The 17,762-nt window shown below is 61.3% G+C and carries 17 protein-coding genes; 5 read left to right on the forward strand and 12 right to left on the reverse strand.

What is annotated here, in order from left to right; all coding sequences use genetic code 11:
* The 3 genes from RGAI101_RS01360 to RGAI101_RS01370 form a co-directional block, all read left to right on the forward strand.
* On the forward strand, positions 1–939 hold a 939-nt coding region (locus RGAI101_RS01360), incomplete at its 5' end, for a cytochrome c-type biogenesis CcmF C-terminal domain-containing protein (protein WP_302621176.1).
* Complete coding sequence (locus RGAI101_RS01365; RefSeq protein WP_008227126.1) at positions 936–1,388, forward strand: cytochrome c-type biogenesis protein; 453 nt, start codon at positions 936–938, stop codon at positions 1,386–1,388. The genes RGAI101_RS01360 and RGAI101_RS01365, both read left to right, overlap by 4 nt.
* 69 nt (positions 1,389–1,457) lie before the next feature.
* On the forward strand, positions 1,458–2,234 hold the full coding sequence (locus RGAI101_RS01370; RefSeq protein WP_008228400.1) for an enoyl-CoA hydratase-related protein: 777 nt from the start codon (positions 1,458–1,460) through the stop codon (positions 2,232–2,234).
* Between the two features lie 21 nt (positions 2,235–2,255).
* On the opposite strand, the gene RGAI101_RS01375 is transcribed toward RGAI101_RS01370, so the two are convergent.
* From RGAI101_RS01375 to gltX, 3 genes are all read right to left on the reverse strand, one after another.
* On the reverse strand, positions 2,256–2,555 hold the full coding sequence (locus RGAI101_RS01375; RefSeq protein ID WP_008226351.1) for a hypothetical protein: 300 nt from the start codon (positions 2,553–2,555) through the stop codon (positions 2,256–2,258).
* A 396-nt stretch (positions 2,556–2,951) separates the two neighbouring features.
* Positions 2,952–4,247: a citrate synthase gene (locus tag RGAI101_RS01380; RefSeq protein WP_008225877.1), complete on the reverse strand. Its 1,296-nt coding sequence runs from the start codon at positions 4,245–4,247 to the stop codon at positions 2,952–2,954.
* Between the two features lie 112 nt (positions 4,248–4,359).
* Entirely contained in the window at positions 4,360–5,760 is a 1,401-nt protein-coding gene (gene gltX / locus RGAI101_RS01385) for a glutamate--tRNA ligase (RefSeq protein ID WP_008225912.1), read from the reverse strand.
* Between the two features lie 124 nt (positions 5,761–5,884).
* Here gltX and RGAI101_RS01390 point away from each other — a divergent pair, with 124 nt between their 5' ends.
* A complete protein-coding gene (locus tag RGAI101_RS01390) occupies positions 5,885–7,927 on the forward strand; it encodes a ComEC/Rec2 family competence protein (RefSeq protein WP_008227169.1) in 2,043 nt (680 codons plus the stop codon).
* Here the strand turns inward: RGAI101_RS01390 and lexA are convergent.
* From lexA to RGAI101_RS01425, 7 genes are all read right to left on the reverse strand, one after another.
* The gene (gene lexA / locus RGAI101_RS01395) at positions 7,921–8,619 is read right to left on the reverse strand and encodes a transcriptional repressor LexA (protein WP_037228866.1); all 699 of its coding nucleotides are present in this window, start codon (positions 8,617–8,619) and stop codon (positions 7,921–7,923) included. The genes RGAI101_RS01390 and lexA overlap by 7 nt on opposite strands.
* A gap of 65 nt (positions 8,620–8,684) precedes the next feature.
* On the reverse strand, positions 8,685–9,857 hold the full coding sequence (locus RGAI101_RS01400; protein WP_008226953.1) for a molybdopterin molybdotransferase MoeA: 1,173 nt from the start codon (positions 9,855–9,857) through the stop codon (positions 8,685–8,687).
* 110 nt (positions 9,858–9,967) lie between these two features.
* Positions 9,968–10,441 (reverse strand): cyclic pyranopterin monophosphate synthase MoaC, encoded by a 474-nt coding sequence (gene moaC, locus RGAI101_RS01405; RefSeq protein WP_037227088.1) that lies wholly within the window; start codon positions 10,439–10,441, stop codon positions 9,968–9,970.
* Positions 10,442–11,254, reverse strand: a complete 813-nt coding sequence (gene trpC, locus RGAI101_RS01410) for an indole-3-glycerol phosphate synthase TrpC (RefSeq protein WP_008228966.1) — start codon at positions 11,252–11,254, stop codon at positions 10,442–10,444.
* Positions 11,251–11,919 (reverse strand): uracil-DNA glycosylase, encoded by a 669-nt coding sequence (locus RGAI101_RS01415; RefSeq protein WP_008228292.1) that lies wholly within the window; start codon positions 11,917–11,919, stop codon positions 11,251–11,253. Before RGAI101_RS01415 ends, trpC begins: the two co-directional genes overlap by 4 nt.
* Entirely contained in the window at positions 11,916–12,935 is a 1,020-nt protein-coding gene (gene trpD, locus RGAI101_RS01420) for an anthranilate phosphoribosyltransferase (protein WP_008228307.1), read from the reverse strand. Before trpD ends, RGAI101_RS01415 begins: the two co-directional genes overlap by 4 nt.
* Positions 12,932–13,513, reverse strand: coding sequence for an anthranilate synthase component II (locus RGAI101_RS01425; RefSeq protein ID WP_008227102.1), 582 nt, complete (start codon positions 13,511–13,513; stop codon positions 12,932–12,934). Before RGAI101_RS01425 ends, trpD begins: the two co-directional genes overlap by 4 nt.
* 162 nt (positions 13,514–13,675) lie before the next feature.
* On the opposite strand from RGAI101_RS01425, the gene RGAI101_RS01430 reads away from it, so the two are divergent.
* Positions 13,676–15,187: a divergent polysaccharide deacetylase family protein gene (locus RGAI101_RS01430; RefSeq protein ID WP_037227090.1), complete on the forward strand. Its 1,512-nt coding sequence runs from the start codon at positions 13,676–13,678 to the stop codon at positions 15,185–15,187.
* A 17-nt stretch (positions 15,188–15,204) separates the two neighbouring features.
* On the opposite strand, the gene RGAI101_RS01435 is transcribed toward RGAI101_RS01430, so the two are convergent.
* Positions 15,205–16,245, reverse strand: coding sequence for a succinylglutamate desuccinylase/aspartoacylase family protein (locus tag RGAI101_RS01435; RefSeq protein WP_008228363.1), 1,041 nt, complete (start codon positions 16,243–16,245; stop codon positions 15,205–15,207).
* Between the two features lie 2 nt (positions 16,246–16,247).
* Positions 16,248–17,759 (reverse strand): anthranilate synthase component I, encoded by a 1,512-nt coding sequence (trpE, locus tag RGAI101_RS01440; RefSeq protein ID WP_008227231.1) that lies wholly within the window; start codon positions 17,757–17,759, stop codon positions 16,248–16,250.
* Positions 17,760–17,762 lie beyond the last annotated feature (3 nt).

The raw sequence follows: 17,762 nt of genomic DNA on the forward strand, positions 1-17,762 counted from the left end.
AGCATGGTGAGCCGCGAATCGGCATTGCTGGTAAACAACGTCCTGCTGGCGGTGTCCTGTTTCGTGGTCTTCACCGGTACCATGTGGCCTCTGTTGGCCGAGATGTTCTTTGACCGCAAGCTGAGTGTCGGACCGCCGTTTTTCGACGCGGCCTTCACCCCTTTCATGGTGCTGCTGGGGCTCGTTTTGCCGATCGGGTCCGCGATGCCCTGGAAGCGCGCGCATCTGGGCCGCGCTCTGAAACCGCTGCGCTATGTGTTCGTGCTGGCAATCGCGGTCGGTGGGCTGGCCTTTGCCATGCAGACCGGGCGCAGTTTGCTTGGGCCGGTTGGCCTGTTTCTGGGGGCCTGGATCATCATGGGCACCATTGTCGATCTGTGGGGCCGTACGGGCCGCAGCAGCGGGCGTCTGGCCCGTCTGACACGGCTTCCAAGGGCCGATTGGGGCAAGATGGTTGCCCATGCCGGGCTTGGGGTGACCATGGCGGGCATCGCTGGTCTGACAGCCTGGAGCATCGACGACATCCGCGCCGTGCAATTGGGCGACTCTTATGACGTTGGAAACTATACCGTCCAGCTGGACAAGGTCGAACAACTGCAGGGCCCCAACTATGTGTCGACCATGGGCAGCGTGACCTTGCTGCGCGACGGTAAGGAGATTTCACAATTGCGGCCGGAAAAACGCTTTTATCCCGTGGCGCAGATGCCTACGACCGAAGCGGCCATCGACTATAATCTGGCGCGCGACGTCTATGTCGTTATCGGGGACGAACAGGACAATGGCGGCTGGGTGATCCGGACCTATATCAAGCCGATGACGAACTGGATCTGGATCGGCTGTGCGTTGATGGCTCTTGGTGGTCTGCTTAGCCTGACGGACAGGCGGTTCCGCGTGGCGGCTGGCGCGGCCAAGACGACCCGTGCGGTGCCAGCGGAATGAGGGGGCTTGTTCTTGCGCTGATGCTGCTGGTCACGCCCGCCCTAGCCGTGCAGCCTGATGAGATCCTGTCTGACCCGGTCTTGGAACAGCGCGCCCGCGAGCTGTCCAAGGGCCTGCGCTGTCTGGTCTGCCGGAACGAAAGCATTGATGAAAGCAACGCGAGCCTGGCGCGGGATCTTCGGATCTTGCTGCGCGAACGGCTGGTCGCCGGTGACAGCGACGCCGAAGCGGTGGATTTCATTGTCGCGCGCTATGGCGAATATGTTTTGCTAAACCCGCCCGTGTCAGGCTCGACCTGGTTGTTGTGGGGGGCGGGGCCTTTGATGCTGCTTCTGGCGGGGGGATTGGGCTATGGCTATCTGCGCGGCCGCTCATCGGCACCCGCAGCGGACCAAACGCCGCTGAGCGCGGAGGAAAAAGCGCGGCTAGATGATATTCTGAACGGGTAACGCGGGGTTTCGCTGGCTCTGGCGGAACAGTCGGATAGACTGCGGAAAATCGCAGATAGGACCCGACCCATGGACTACCAAACACTGACATTTGACGTGACTGATGGCTTGGCCGTGATCACGCTGAACCGCCCCGACAAGATGAACGCGCTGACCACGCAGATGCGGGCCGAAATCGAACATGCATTTACCGAAGGCGGCAAGCAGGCGCGCTGCGTGGTGATCACCGGGGCGGGACGGGCGTTTTGTTCCGGTCAGGATCTGGGCGATGGCGGCACGGCGGCAGCGATGGACCTTGAACGGACCTTGCGCGACGAATACGCGCCGATGTTGCGCGCCATCACCAATTGTCCGGTCCCGACGATCGCTGCGGTCAACGGTGCTGCAGCGGGTGCCGGTGCCAATCTGGCTCTGGCGACGGATGTGGTTTTCGCGACTGAATCCTCTTATTTTCTTCAGGCCTTTACCCGCATCGGTCTGATCCCGGATGCTGGCGGTACGTACACGCTGCCGCGTCAGATGGGCATGGCCAAGGCGATGGGGGCTGCGCTGTTTGCCGACAAGATCAGTGCCCGTCAGGCCGATGATTGGGGCATGATCTGGGAAGCCGTGCCAGACGCAAGCTTTGACGCGCATTGGCGGGCAAAGGCTGCGCAACTGGCCAATGGACCGACCGCGGCCTATGCGGCTGCGAAAACGGCGATCCGCGAAAGCTGGGACAATTCGTTCGAGGACCAGCTGTCGCTCGAGGCGCGTGAACAGGGTAAATGTGGCCAATCGCGCGACTTCAAGGAAGGCGTGATCGCCTTCATGCAAAAGCGCCCTGCAGCGTTCGAGGGGCGTTAAACCCCATTTGAGCGGGCGGTTCTAAACCGTCCGTTCGACCAGCAGAACGTCATCCGGATTCAAGACGGGGCGCGACGCACTGGCAACGACGGCGACAGCGATGCCATCCGCCAAAACCGTATGAACCGATCCCGAGACACGGTTGATCGTGATGTGTGGGGGTCTTTGCCCCTTGTCATACACTACGGCGATCTGGTCGCAATTTTGCCGGGTATCATGAACCAAGGACCCCAAGGGGGCCGTCTGCCGCAAGGCATCTTTCGACGCAAAGCTGGTTGCATTGTCCCATAGCAGTCCGGCCTGTGTCTGTGAAACTGCCATCGCTGCTTCCCTTCTGTCGTTATGTGCATGATGCCGTCCATGGATGCCGTGGCCCTATTAAAGACCCGCATCAGGAAAACCTCAGCTGTTAACCCTATACTTGGGCCGTTAAACGGCACGGGTCAATAACGTTGACCGATTGTATAGTTGGGCGAAACAAAGACACGAAAAAGCCGTATTTCAGCGCGGTTGGTTTCGATAATGCCAAAAGTCTTTCGAAACAATTTTCAAGTTTTGCGGGCTTTGAACACGCGGCGGCAAGTGTATGTGATTCTGCTGCGTTTGGCCGTTTTGCCAGCCCTGTGGGGTTTTAAGGGCAGACCCCGTGAGCAGGGGAGGTACTAAGAAAAAAGCCCCGCTGATTAGCAGGGCTTTCTGTCGTTTGACTATCAGTCTTCAGCGCTTTTCGATATCAACGTAGTCGCGCATTGTCTCGCCCAGATACAACTGGCGCGGGCGACCGATTTTTAGCTGTGGATCACTGATCTGCTCTTTCCACTGCGAAATCCAGCCGACGGTACGCGCCAGCGCGAAGATTGGCGTGAACATCGAAGTCGGGAAACCCATCGCTTCAAGGATGATGCCGGAATAGAAATCGACATTCGGAAACAGTTTCTTCTCGGCGAAATACGGATCCTCAAGCGCCTGTTTCTCAAGCTCTTTTGCGACCTGCAGGATGGGGTTGTTTTCAACGCCCAGCAGTTCCAGCACTTCGTCTGCGCTTTCTTTCATGACAGTCGCGCGGGGATCGAAGTTCTTGTAGACGCGGTGTCCGAAGCCCATCAGGCGGAACGGGTCGTTCTTGTCCTTGGCGCGGGCAATGAATTCGGAAATGCGGTCTGGTGTACCGATTTCCTTGAGCATCTCGAGACAGGCCTGGTTCGCACCACCATGGGCAGGGCCCCAAAGACAGGCAATGCCCGCCGCGATACAGGCGAACGGGTTCGCACCGGAGGACGACGCCAGACGCACGGTAGAGGTCGAGGCGTTCTGTTCGTGATCCGCATGCAGGGTAAAGATGCGGTCCATGGCGCGGGCCAGAATAGGATCGACCACATATTCTTCTGCGGGCACGGCGAAACACATGCGCAGGAAGTTACCGGCATAGTCCACGTCGTTACGCGGATAAACGAAAGGCTGACCGATCGTGTATTTATACGCCATTGCCGCAATTGTCGGCATCTTGGCGATCAGGCGGATGGTTGCAACCTCGCGCTGGTGCGCGTCGTTGATGTCGGTGCTGTCATGATAGAACGCAGACATCGCGCCCACGACGCCGACCATGATCGCCATCGGGTGTGCATCCCGGCGGAAGCCGCGGAAGAAGTTGATCATCTGTTCGTGAATCATGGTGTGGTTGGTCACCAGATTTTCAAACTCTTCCAATTCCTTCGGGGAAGGCAGATTGCCGTAAAGCAGCAGGTAACACACCTCGAGGTAATGGGATTTGCCGGCCAGCTGGTCGATCGGATACCCACGGTGCAGCAGGATGCCTTTGTCCCCGTCGATGAAGGTGATCGTGCTGTCGCACGCCGCCGTCGAGGTAAAGCCGGGATCGTAGGTAAATATGTTCGCCTGCGCGTAGAGTTTGCGGATATCCATCACATCCGGACCTTCGGTCGGCGAATAAATGGGCAATTCAAAGCTGTTGCCGTCAATGGTCAACGTTGCGGATTTTGTACTCTCGGCCATGAAGTCCCTCTCTGTCATGTGCGGCGCACGTTCTGGCACCTTCCGACCTGGATCTGAATTGATCCACGTCTTCTGTTATCTCTCGCTTTCTTGAGATTTGCTTAAACAAACTTCAAATAGCGGCATCTTTCAGTCGGGCAAGGCTTTCCTCGCGCCCCAACACCAGCATCATATCGAATACCGATGGCGTGGCAGCCCGTCCGGCAAGGGCTGCGCGCAGCGGCCCCGCCAATTTACCGAATTTGGTGTCATGCTCGGCTGCAAAGCCGTTCAGCGTCTCTTCCAGCGTTTCTTTGGTCCAACTAACATTTTGCAACTGCGGCGTCAATTCTGTCAGTATACCACGGGATACATCGTCGAGATGCTTTATCGCTTTCTCATCGGGCTGAATGGGGCGCGCATTCAGTACAAATGCTGCCTTCTCAAGGAGTTCCGGGAACTTCTTCGCGCGATCTTTAAGGCAATACATTGCGCGCTCGAGGCCCTGTGCCTGGGCTTCCGTCAAGGCAGGCAGGCCGGCTGCCTTCAAATATCCCTCGATCTCACGCCGCAGTGCGGCATCATCGCTTGCCGCAATATGCAGACCGCAGATATTTTCCAGTTTTTTCAGGTCGAACTGGGCGGGGCTTTTGCGGATTCCATCCAGATCGAACCATTCCTGGGCCTGCGCATCGGTAAAGAATTCGTCATCACCGTGGCTCCAGCCCAAGCGGGCCAGATAGTTGCGCATGCCAGCAGCGGGATAGCCCATCGCCTGATATTCCTGCGCGCCCAAGGCACCGTGGCGTTTCGACAGTTTCTTGCCGTCGGGCCCGTGGATCAGCGGTATATGCGCCCACACGGGCACGTCCCAGCCCATCGCGGTATAGATCATCATCTGTCGCGCGGCATTGTTGAGGTGGTCGTCGCCTCGGATCACATGGGTCACGCCCATATCATGGTCATCAACGACAACAGCCAGCATATAAACGGGCGTACCATCGGAACGTAACAGAACCATGTCGTCCAGCTGGTCATTACCGATTCTCACGTCGCCTTGAACGCGGTCCTGAATAACCGTCTCGCCGCTTTGCGGGGCCTTGATGCGCACCACATAGGGCGCGTCGGGGTGGGTGGCCGGGTCCGCATCGCGCCACGGCGAATGATACAGTGTGCTGCGGCCTTCGGCCTTGGCGGTATCGCGGAACTCGGCGATTTCTTCCTGGCTGGCAAAGCACTTGTAGGCCTTGCCAGCGGCAAGCAGTTCAAGAGCGACTTCGGCATGGCGGGGGGCATTGTCGAACTGGCTGACGATATCGCCATCATGGTCCAGACCCAGCCAGGCCATCCCTTGCAGGATTGCATCGGTGGCTTCGGGGGTGTGGCGGACACGGTCGGTGTCTTCGATGCGCAGCAGGAACTTGCCACCGCGGCCGCGCGCATAAAGCCAGTTGAACAGCGCCGTGCGCGCCCCGCCAATGTGCAAATATCCGGTCGGAGACGGGGCGAAACGGGTGACCACAGGCGTTGGCATGAAACAGGCGTCCTTTCAGAAAATCGTATTGGCACGCCCTGATGCGGGGGCCGTTTATCATTTGCTAACCATCTTGCGGATAGCGTTAGCGCCTATCTACCCAGTGCGGGGATCGGGGGCAAGTATGGGCCTGTTGCAAGGTCTTGCGCAGATGATGCAGCGGCAGCGGGGGCATCTGTTCGGTTGGGTGCCGGTTATGCTGGCTTGCGGCATCGGCATGTATTTTTCCCTCAGGGTCGAACCATCCTTGATCTGGCTGGGGGCCGTCGCTGCTGGTGCCGCAGCGCTGGTCCTGGTGGCGCGGTATGTCCCCGAAGCGGTGTCGCCTGTGGTGATGGCTGGGGCGCTGCTGCTGATCGGTTTTGACCTTGCCGCGTGGCGCGCCCACAGCGTGGCAAGCCCGGTTCTGGGCTGGCGCTATTACGGCAGCATCGAAGGGCGGATCGTCGCGATGGACCGCAGCCAGTCCGATGCCCTGCGCCTGACGTTGGACCGTGTCGTCCTTGACCGTGTGCCGCCGCACCGCACGCCCGACCGCGTACGCATCTCGCTGCATGGCGATCAGACCAACAGCATTCTGCCAGAGCCGGGCTTGCGCGTCATGACGACCGGGCATCTGTCGCCGCCCAGCGGGGCTGTTGAACCAGGAGGCTTTGATTTTCAACGCCACGCGTGGTTCGCGCGGTTGGGGGCCGTGGGCTATACCCGCACACCGCTGTTGGGGGTGGCCGAGGCATCGGACGGGCACGCGGGGCTTGCAGTTTTCCGTCTGCGCATGGCGGCATCGGCGCACATCCAGGGCACACTGCCGGGGGATATCGGCGGCTTTGCCAGCGCAATCACCACAGGGGATCGCAGTGCCATCAGCCAAATGGCGCTGTACAATCTACGGGCCAGCAACCTTGCGCATTTACTGGCAATTTCGGGTCTGCACATGGGGCTTTTATGTGCAGTGGTCTTCGGCGCGTTGCGGGTACTGCTTTGCCTCGTGCCGTGGGTCGCCCTGCGCTGGCCCACGCGCAGCATTGCTGCGGCCGGTGCCCTGATCGTGGCGTCGGGCTATCTGGCGCTGTCGGGGGGCAATGTCGCGACGGAGCGGGCGTTCATCATGGTGTCGGTGGCGTTGGGCGCGCTGATGCTGGGGCGAAAGGCGCTCAGCATACGCGCCGTGGCGATTGCCGCGACGATCGTGTTGGTCCTGCGGCCCGAAGCGTTGATGGGGCCGGGGTTCCAGATGTCCTTTGCCGCGACCACAGCGCTGGTGGCCGTGTTTGGCTGGCTGCGGAATGTGAATTTGACTTTCGGGCAAAAATGGCTGGCTCCGGTGGTGAGCACGTTCATTTCCTCGGCAATTGCGGGGCTGTTCACGGCACCGGTAGGGGCGGCACATTTCAACACGATCGCGCATTACGGGTTGGTGGCGAATCTGGCATCGGTACCGCTGATGGGTGTCATGGTCATGCCCGCAGCGGTTGCCGCGCTGGTGTTGTCGCCCTTCGGGTTTGATCCGGCGGCGCTTTGGGTCATGGGGCTTGGCCTGCGCTGGATCCTTGGCGTCGCTGCCTTCGTCGCCGATATCAAAGGTGCGCAAGGCTTTGTCAAAGGACCGGGGCCATGGGTGTTGCCCCTGCTGGCTTCCGGGTTCCTATGGCTGTTGTTGTGGCAGGGGTGGTTGCGCCTCGCGGGGCTTGGGGCTGTGTTGGCAGGCTTTGTCCTGTGGCACGGGGCTACGCGCCCGGCAGTGCTGATCGCCGATACGGGTGGCATCGTTGGCGTGATCACACCGCAGGGCCGCGCGCTAAGCAAACCGAAAGGGGCGGGATTCATCGCCCTCAACTGGTTGGAAAATGACGGGGACGGGGCCGATCAACCCGCCGCTGCGGCCCGCTGGGGGGACAGGATGGCGTTGGCCGGTCAAGAGATCATCCACCTGTCAGGAAAACGCGCTGTGGCGGCCTTTGGCGGCTGCCACAGCGGTCAGATCGTCGTCGCATCGGTCGAGGTTGAAGGGGATATCGGGGAATGCACGCTGTTCGACCCGATCAGCCTGCGCACAACAGGGGCCGTTTCGCTGTCCGAGGTTGACGGCAGGATAAAAACGCGAACCGCGCGCCAGATGGCAGGCGCACGGTTGTGGACCAATTGGCCTGATCGCAAGAATCAATAGGTCCGGATCAACCCGACCAGACGGCCCTGAACCTTGACCTTGTCGGCGGGTAACACCCGCGTCTCGTAGGCGGGGTTCGCGGCCTCCAGGGCGATGGAACTGCCGTGGCGTTTGAAGGTCTTCAGCGTTGCTTCGTGGTCTTCGACCAGCGCCACCACGATATCGCCATTGTCGGCCACGGATGTCTCGCGGATCACCACGACATCGCCATCGTTGATCCCGGCGTCGATCATGGAATCGCCTTTGACTTCAAGCGCATAGTGTTCACCTCTGCCGCTGACCATACTACCGGGCACAGCAACGGAGTGGGTCATTGTCGATATCGCCTCAATCGGGACACCGGCGGCGATACGGCCCATCATCGGAATGTCGAAGGACGCGTTCGATACGGGCTGTGCCGCGGCAGGCGGCGGCATGTCAGGCCGGTCCCCGTCAATCACCCGAGGCGTAAAGCCCGAACCGGGCAGGCCGCCCATGCTGTCGGGCAATTTCACAACCTCGATCGCGCGGGCGCGGTGGGCCAGACGGCGGATAAATCCGCGTTCCTCAAGTGCCGTGATCAGACGGTGGATGCCGGATTTCGACCGCAGATCCAACGCCTCTTTCATCTCGTCAAAGCTGGGCGGTACACCATCACGCTGCACCCGCTTGTGAATAAAAGCCAGCAAGTCGAGTTGTTTCTTCGTCAGCATCCGTGCATCCCCTGAGATCATTGGTTTGGGTTTGTTCTAGGGATGTTCTTGTTTTGTGTCAACTCTTACAGGAGGATACAGTCGACCATGTCACCGATTTCACGCGGCGCATCATGGGGCGGGCGCACCATCAAAACATCGGCTTGAGCCAGAACGCTCAGCAGAGAACTGTCCTGATTTCCTTCGGGCAGGACCGCGCCATCGCGCAGAGTGGCGCGCATGTAGTGGGCACGTGGTCCCCCTTGCGGCAGATCGCAGGCCAGCGGCATCGACGTGCGTGGCGCGGCCTGCGCGGGCAGGCCCAGCATTTTGCGGATCACGGGGGCCACGAAGATCACGCCACAGACCATGGCCGACACCGGATTGCCGGGCAGGCCGATCATCGGCACATCACGCAGACGTCCCGCCATCAGGGGTTTGCCGGGGCGCATCGCGACTTTGTAGAACGACTGTTCCATCCCCAATTCCGCAGCCACCGGGGCGACAAGATCGTGATCGCCGACAGATGCGCCGCCAATAGTGATGATCAAATCCGCAGTGCGCGCAATCTTGAAAGCCTGCGTCAGGGAGCCCGCCGTGTCCCGCGCGATGGGGATCATCCGGCAGCGTGCGCCGATCTGTTCCAGCAAGGCGGCCAGACCAAAACTGTTTGACGCGATGATCTGGTCAGGGCCGGGGTCTTCGCCCGGCTGTACCAATTCATCCCCCGTTGCAATGATCGCGACCTGCGGCATGATGTGGACGGACACGTCAGCGACGTTCATCGCGGCCAGCAAGGCGATATCGGCAGGGCGCAGGATGCGCGGAGCCTTGATCACATCGCCGGCTTTGAAGTCACCTCCGGCGGGGCGGATATTGTCTTTGCCGTCAATGTCATGCCCCAGCATCAGCAGATCACCGCGGCGTGTCGTGTCTTCTTGGATGACGACAAAATCAGCGCCGTCGGGGATCGGTGCTCCTGTAAAGATCCGCACGGCCTGACCGGGCTTCACGGTCCCCTCGAACCGGTGGCCCGCGGCGGCCTCGCCGATGACCTTGAACATCGCGTCGGGTTCCACCTCGGCGCGGCGCAGGGCATAGCCATCCATCGACGACGCGGCAAAGGGCGGTTGTGTGCGGGTCGCAGTAACATCCTGCGCCAAGACACGCCCCGCCGCCCGGCGCAGCGGGACCTGTTCGCTTCCGATAGGCGAGACGAGATCGAACAGGTGGAACAGGGCGTCTTCGACTGAAATCATGGGGTTACCTCTGCTGCGATTTGGGCTTTTTCCCAGTCTTCAAATGCTTGGCCAGTGGTCGCGTGTTTCCAACCGGTCCGTCCGTTGATCAAGCGACCGAGCGTCCATGATCAGCTTGCCTCGTATCGGCCCGATTTGCCGCCGTCTTTCAGCATGACCCGCAGGCCGCCAATCTCCATGGCTTTGTCGACGGCCTTGGCCATGTCATAAACCGTCAGGGCTGCGACAGATGCGGCGGTCAGCGCCTCCATCTCGACGCCGGTCTGGCCGGTGGTCTTGACGGTCGCCTCTATGCGGATGCCGGGCAGATCGGGATCGGGTGTCAATTCGACGGCCACTTTGGTGATGGGCAAGGGATGACAAAGCGGGATCAGGTCGGCGGTGCGTTTTGCCGCCATGATACCAGCAAGGCGCGCCACGCCCAGAACATCGCCCTTCTTGGCCCGACCTTCGGTAATGATATCAAAGGTTTCACGCTTCATCTTGATGTAGTTTTCAGCCGTGGCAATCCGCGAAGTCACAGCCTTGTCGGACACGTCGACCATGTGCGCGTCGCCCTTGCCGTCGAAATGCGTCAGCGTCATTTACAGCCCTCCGGGGCGCAGCGGGTTTGCCAAGAGGGAGCGGGTGGCCGCTTCGACATCGTCCTGTCGCATCAGGCTTTCCCCGATCAAAAAGACCCGCGCGCCATAGCGGGCCATATCCGCCAGATCCTCAGGCGTGTTGAGGCCGGATTCAGACACGATCATCTTTTTCTCGTCAACGTGTTTGGATAGCGTCCGCGTGGTGTCCAAAGACGTCTCAAAGGTCTTGAGGTTGCGGTTGTTGATGCCGATCAAGCGGCTTTTGAGCGCGCCGGCGCGGTCCAGTTCAGCCTTGTCATGCACCTCGATCAGCGCATCCATGCCCCAATCGGCGGCGGCTTCTTCCAGTTCAAGCGCCTGCGCGTCGCTGACCGACGCCATGATGATCAGGATGCAATCAGCCCCAAGGGCGCGGGCTTCGGCGACCTGATAGGTGTCGTACATGAAATCCTTGCGCAGCACGGGCAGGGTGCAGGCCTCGCGCGCGGCGACCAGATAGTCCTTGGACCCTTGAAAGCTGGGGGTGTCCGTCAGGACCGAAAGACAGGTGGCACCGCCCGCGGCATAGGCTTCGGCCAAGGCAGCAGGGTCGAAATCGGCGCGGATCAACCCTTTGGACGGGCTGGCTTTCTTGATCTCGGCGATCAGGCCATAGCCTTCGCGGGCGGCATCGAACAGCGCGTCGGCAAAGGGGCGCACGGGCGATGCGGCGCGGGCCTCGGCCTCGACCGTCTCAAGCGGCTTGGCAGCTTTGTCGGCGGCGATTTCGTCCAGCTTGTAGGCTTTGATCTTGTCTAGAATGGTATCGGTCATACTGCCTCCGGGGTTGCCCAGTTTATGGCGCTTTGGCCATGGGCGCGCAACCAGTCATTGCTGCGTGAAAACGGGCGCGACCCGAAAAAGCCACGCCGCGCGGACAGGGGCGACGGGTGCGCGGTCTCAAGTTTGAGGTTGATTTCGGGGTCCACATCCCTTGCCGCTTTCTGGGCGTGCGCCCCCCACAGCAGGTAGACGCGCGGCCGGTCGCTGATGCGCTGCAAGATTTGCGCGGTCAACTCTTGCCAACCCAGCGTCGAATGGCCGCCAGCGTTGCCAGCAGGCACGGTAAGCGTGGTGTTCAGCAGCAAAACGCCCTGATCTGCCCAGAAGCGCAGGTCGGCGGTGTCCGGTGCCGCGCCGATATCCTCGCGCATCTCCTTGAAGATATTGGACAGGGACCGTGGCAACGGCGTGGTCGTGGCCTCGGCGGAAAAGGCCAGCCCATGGGCGTGGCCGGGCGTGGGATAGGGGTCTTGCCCCAGGATCACGACGCGGACGTCATCGGGCCGGGTCTGCTCGAGCGCCGCAAAGATCTGCGACGCGGCGGGTAGGGTTGCCCGGGGATCTGCCTCCAGGGCGTCGCAGATCCCCGGCAGGGTGTCGGTGAAAAACGGCAGGTCGCGCCATGCGCCAAGGCGCGTCAGGTCCAGCGCGCTCATGCTGAGTGCGTGATACGGGCCACTTGGGTGATCTTGTCGCGTGCGGCCCCGCTGTCGATGCTGGTGCGAGCCATTTCGACGCCCGCCTTCAGGTCGGGTGCCGCGTCCGCCACGACCAACGCCGCCGCAGAATTCAGCAGCACTGCATCGCGGTAGGCTGACGGGGTGCCGTCCAGCAATGCGTTGAAATCACGTGCATTTTCTTCGGGGGTGCCGCCGACGATATCCTCGAAGGGATGCACGGGCAGGCCTGCATCTTCGGGGGTAACCTCGAATTCCGTCACGGTGCCGTCGGGGTTCAGCGCGGCAACCCAGCTGACGCCGGTGATGGTCAGTTCATCCGTCCCGTCGGACCCATGCACCAGCCAGGCCTTCTCCGACCCCAGAGCACCAAGTGTTTCCGCCATCGGGCGGATCAGATCTCGGCGGTATGCGCCGGTCAATTGCCGTGTCACGCCGGCGGGGTTGGTCAGGGGGCCAAGAATGTTGAAGATCGTGCGGGTCCCCAGTTCGGACCGCGTGGGCATCACATGGGCCGTGGCAGGGTGGTGCATCGGGGCCATCATAAAGCCGATCCCGGCCTCTTTCAGTGACGCTTCAACCACTTTGGGGCCGACCATGACCTTGAGGCCCATCTGCGTCAGCGCATCTGCGGCCCCCGATTTGGACGACAGATTTCGGTTGCCATGCTTGGCCACGACCACGCCCGCACCGGCCACGACGAAGGCCGTCGCGGTCGAGATGTTCAGCGTTCCCTTGCCGTCGCCGCCAGTGCCGACGATGTCCATCGCCCCGGCAGGGGCCTTCACCGGATTGCATCTGGCGCGCATCACATAGGCGGCAGCGGCATATTCATCCACCGTCTCGCCGCGGGTGCGCAGCGCCATCAAGAAGCCGCCGATCTGGCTGGGCGTTGCCTCGCCGTTGAACAGGATGCCGAACGCCTCTTCGGCCTGGGCGCGGGTCAGCGGGCCATTGGCCGCGGCATCGATGAGTGGTTTGAGAAGTTCGCTCATGCGGGCACCTTAAGTTCGTCCAGAAAGTTTTGCAGCATCTGATGGCCGTGCTCCGACCGGATCGATTCCGGATGGAATTGCACGCCATGCAAAGGCAGGTCGCGGTGTTGCAGGCCCATGATGGTGCCGTCTTCCAGCTCTGCCGTGATCTCAAGACGATCGGGCAGGGTGGCCCGTTCGACCACCAGCGAATGATAGCGCGTTGCCGCAAAGGGAGAGGGCAGGCCGGCGAACATGCCTTTGCCTTTGTGATGCATCTGGCCCATCTTGCCGTGCACGATATCGTCGGCGCGTACCACTTTGCCGCCGAACGCCTGTCCCAGGGTCTGATGGCCCAGACACACGCCCAGAAGGGGGGTGCGCGACGTGGCCGCCGCCGCCGTCAGCGCCAGACAGATGCCCGCCTGATCCGGATCGCAAGGGCCCGGAGACAGGATAATTCCTGCCGGATTCATCGCCATGGCATCCTGAACGGTGATGGCATCATTTCGCCAGATTTCGACCTTTGCGCCCAGATCCCCCAGATAGTGCACCAGGTTGTAAGTGAAACTGTCGTAATTATCTATCAGCAGCAGCATGGGCGAATTCTTTGTATTGGGGCCGGGTTTAGGGCTAGAGAAACCGCGGAAAACCACGGTATAAAGATTGTCATTACATGTTCAGGCTTGAGACCCATCGTCAAGGGCAGCCGGCCGTCAGACCCGCGCTTGACTGAACTAATGAACAGGAGTGATTTTTCAATGGCACGCGGTTTTATCGGGGGCATCTTGATCGGTGCTGTGTTCAGCGTGGTAGTGGCCGGAATCGTGTCTTTTGTGGTGCCCATCGGGCCGCCACCGCAAATGGATGACACCGCACCGCAGGACATGACCGCCGCAGTGCCGGTCGACGCGATCCCGCCCCAGCCCGTCGTCGTGGACAGCACCCCCGAAATAACACGCGCGCCGCTTGCGGAAATGCCGATTGGCGACAGCAGCGCCGATGCGCCCAAGGAGATGGTGACCGCCCCATTGGCCGCGCCTGAGATCGGCCAGGACGTAGAAATCGCGATGTCCGCCGAAGAGACCGAGACGACACCCCCGGCAATGACGCCGGATGCGCCGATCTTTCCAAACCCGATGGCCTTGGCCCCGATGGAGCCTGACGCCCGCGATGACGTCGCCATCGCGACCGACCCTGCCGCATTCGCTCGGCCAACCGCTCCGGTTGTGGCGCAACCAACCGTCGCTGATCCTGTCGTACCGGAACCGACCCTAGAGGAAGAAACGGTCGCGGAGGAAGCACCGACCGTCGATGTCCCGGTCGAGACCGCAGATGAGGCCCCGCAAGCCACCCCGACCGAGGCGCAGCCCAAGATGCCCGTCACCGTCATCGTCGAAGCCGCACCAAAAAAATCTGAAGTTACCGCGATGCCCGCGCCGAAAATGGCAAAAATCCCATCGGCCAACCGCACGGCTGATGCCGACACCGACCCCAGGGGGGCACCTGTGACAGTGAACCGCTTGCCGACGGCCCTGTCCGGTGAACGGACCGAGGAGGACCCGCAGCAGGCCGCGTCCGAAGGGGCGATCAGCCGCTATGCCCGGCCCTTTGAGAACCCCGATGATAAGCCCCTGATGGGGATCTTGCTGATCGATCAGGGCACCGATCTTGAGGACGGAGAGGTCGGCATCGCCGCCCTGCGCAACTTCCCGTATCCGATCAGCTTTGCGATTGATGTGTCGCTGCCCGACGCCGCCAATCGCATGGCGATTTACCGCAACGAAGGGTTCGAGGTTTTGGCCATGGTCGATCTGCCCGAGGGGGCGCAGGCGTCGGATGCGGAAACCACCCTGGCTGTCGCCCTGACCCGGATGCCGGACGTAATCGGCGTTCTGGAAGGACTGGGCAACGGCTTGCAGCCCGACAGGGGGCTTGCCGATCAGGTCACCGCTATTCTGGCGCAGGGCGGTCACGGTCTGGTCACGCAAGACAAAGGCCTGAACACCATGCCCAAGCTGGCGATCAAGGAAGGCGTGCCTGCCTCCGCGATTTTCCGCGACTTTGACAGCAAGGGCCAGACTGCCACGGTGATCCGCCGGTTCCTGGATCAGGCGGCATTCAAGGCGGGAATTGAAGGGTCGGTTATCATGATGGGCCGACTGCGCCCCGAGACAATATCGGCGCTGCTGGTCTGGGGTTTGCAGGACCGCGCCAGCCAGGTGGCATTGGCCCCGATTTCGGCGGTATTGCTGGCCGAACAAGCCGAATAGCGCTCAACGCCAACAGGTTAGATAATCTCGTCCTCATCGAACAGCGGATCACTTTCAAGCTGGGTGATCATGTTTTCGACCGTGTCTGCAACCGCGCGCGGCATCAGCTTGGCCAGATGGAACACCGCGTCGCCTTCATTGACCACGGGCAGGATCGCGCGACCGATCAGAATGCCGTCAAAGGGTGCCTTGATGTCTTCTTCGGTCTTGCCAAAGGGGTCCGACACCGTGGCCAGCGAATCCCCTTCCTTGACGGTTTCACCTTCGGCGCGAAAGGTCCGCAGCAGCCCGCCCACAGGGGCGCGCAGCCAGGTTGAACTGGAACAGACGTGGGACTGGCGGCGGGATTCGGCAATGCCCTTGGCGGGCAGCATGTCTTCGGCACGCATCACGCGCAGGATGCCTGCAACACCGGCACGCACTGCCATCTCGTCAAAGCGCAGACCTTCGCCGGCTTCATAAAGCAGCACAGGCGTTCCCTTGGACGCGGCCACGGCCCGCAACGACCCGTCGCGCAGTGGCGAGGTCAGCACAACAGGGGCGGCAAAGTTGATCGCCATACGTCGGGTAATCGGGTCAGAGGGCGAAATCCGCACCTGCGGCAGGTTCGTGCGGTGGATCGCGGCGGAGTGCAGATCAATGCCGAAATCGCAGCGCAACACGACTTCGGTCAGAAAAATATGCGCAAGACGCGACCCCAGCGACCCCGATGGGTGCCCCGGAAAACAGCGGTTCAGATCGCGGCGGTCGGGCAGGTACCGCGAACGGTTCAGAAACCCGAAGGAGTTCACGACGGGAATCACCAGCAGCGTGCCGCGCAGGGATTTCAACTGGGGCGCGCGCAGCAAACGGCGCACAATCTCGACCCCGATCAGCTCATCCCCATGCACCGCGGCACTGACGAACATGGTAGGGCCAGAGCGCTTGCCGTGGATCACTTCAAGCGACAGGCCGACAGGGGTGTGGTCCGGCAGGATCGAAATGGGCAGGTCAATCTGCGTGCGGGTGCCCGGGGCCACCTTTTGACCTGCAATTTCAAAAGGCGGCTGGTTCGCCATCGTCAGGTGTTCCCGTTTCCGGCAAAGCGCGCCGCATCGGCGGCCGCGCGGCGGATCGCGTCGGATTTATGCACGGTTTCCATATATTCCGCCTCGGCATCGCTGTCATAGACGACACCCCCACCGGCCTGAATATAAAGGGTTTTATCCTTGATCACGGCCGTACGCAGCGCGATGCACATGTCCATGTCGCCGCCCGCGCTGAAATACCCCACGCCACCGCCATAAAGCCCGCGCTTCTCCGGTTCCAGCTCGTCGATGATCTCCATCGCGCGGACCTTAGGGGCACCTGATACCGTCCCCGCAGGCATCCCCGCAAAGAACGCATCCAGCGCATCGCGGTCATCGCGCAGTTCGCCGACCACGTTGGATACAATATGCATGACGTGGCTGTATTTCTCGACGATGAATTCTTCGGTCGGGCGCACGGTCCCGATCTTGGCAACGCGGCCCACATCGTTACGGCCCAGATCAAGCAGCATCAGATGCTCTGCCAGCTCCTTTTCGTCGGCCAGCAGGTCTGCTTCCAAGGCGCGGTCTTCTTCTTCGGTCGCACCGCGTCGGCGCGTCCCTGCGACGGGGCGAATGGTGATTTCCTTGCCGAACACCCGCACGAGGATTTCAGGCGATGCCCCGACCACGTGGAAGTCGCCGAAGTTGAAATAGAACATGAAAGGCGACGGGTTTGTCCGCCGCAAGCTGCGATACAGCGCAAAGGGCGGCTGCGAAAACCCCTGCGCCCAGCGTTGCGACGGCACCACCTGAAAGATGTCACCGGCGACGATATAGTCGCGGGCCTTTTCAACGGCAGACTTATAGCCTTCACGGGTAAAGTTGCTGACGGGTGCGGCTTCTTCGTGGGCCTCGCCCAGATCACGGCTGGCACCGGGCATGGACCGTTCCAGATCACGCACCGCATCCATCACGCGTTCGGCGGCCTGGGCAAAGGCGGCCTTGGCGGTCTGACCGTCAGACACCCACGCGGGCGATACGATCGTGACCTCGCCCTTGACGCCGTCAAGCACGGCAATCACGGACGGGCGTACCATCATGGCATCAGGCAGGCCCAGCGGATCTGGGTTTACGTTTGGCAAATGTTCGACCAGCCGGATCATGTCGTAGCCCAGATAGCCGAACAGGCCTGCGGCAGCCTGGGGCAGGTCGGCGGGCAGGTCGATCCTGGATTCAGCGATCAGTGCCCGCAAGGCATCCAGCGGGTCGCCCGGAATATCCTCGAACGCGTCGGCGTCATAGCGGGCGGACCGGTTCAGCGCCGATGTTGTACCCTTGCAGCGCCAGATCACGTCAGGTTTCATCCCGATGATCGAATAACGCCCTCGGATCTCACCGCCGGTCACGGATTCAAGCACAAAGGCGTTTTGCGCCGCACCCGTTAGTTTCAGCATCAAGGATACGGGCGTATCCAGATCGGCGGCCAGACGGGTGTAGACAATCTGGTTCTTGCCAGCCGCATAGCCCGCGGCAAAGCTGTCGAAATCAGGGGTCAGGGACATATC

Origin of the sequence: Roseobacter sp. GAI101 (assembly GCF_000156335.1) — a bacterium.
In the GTDB taxonomy this organism is placed as follows: domain Bacteria; phylum Pseudomonadota; class Alphaproteobacteria; order Rhodobacterales; family Rhodobacteraceae; genus Sulfitobacter.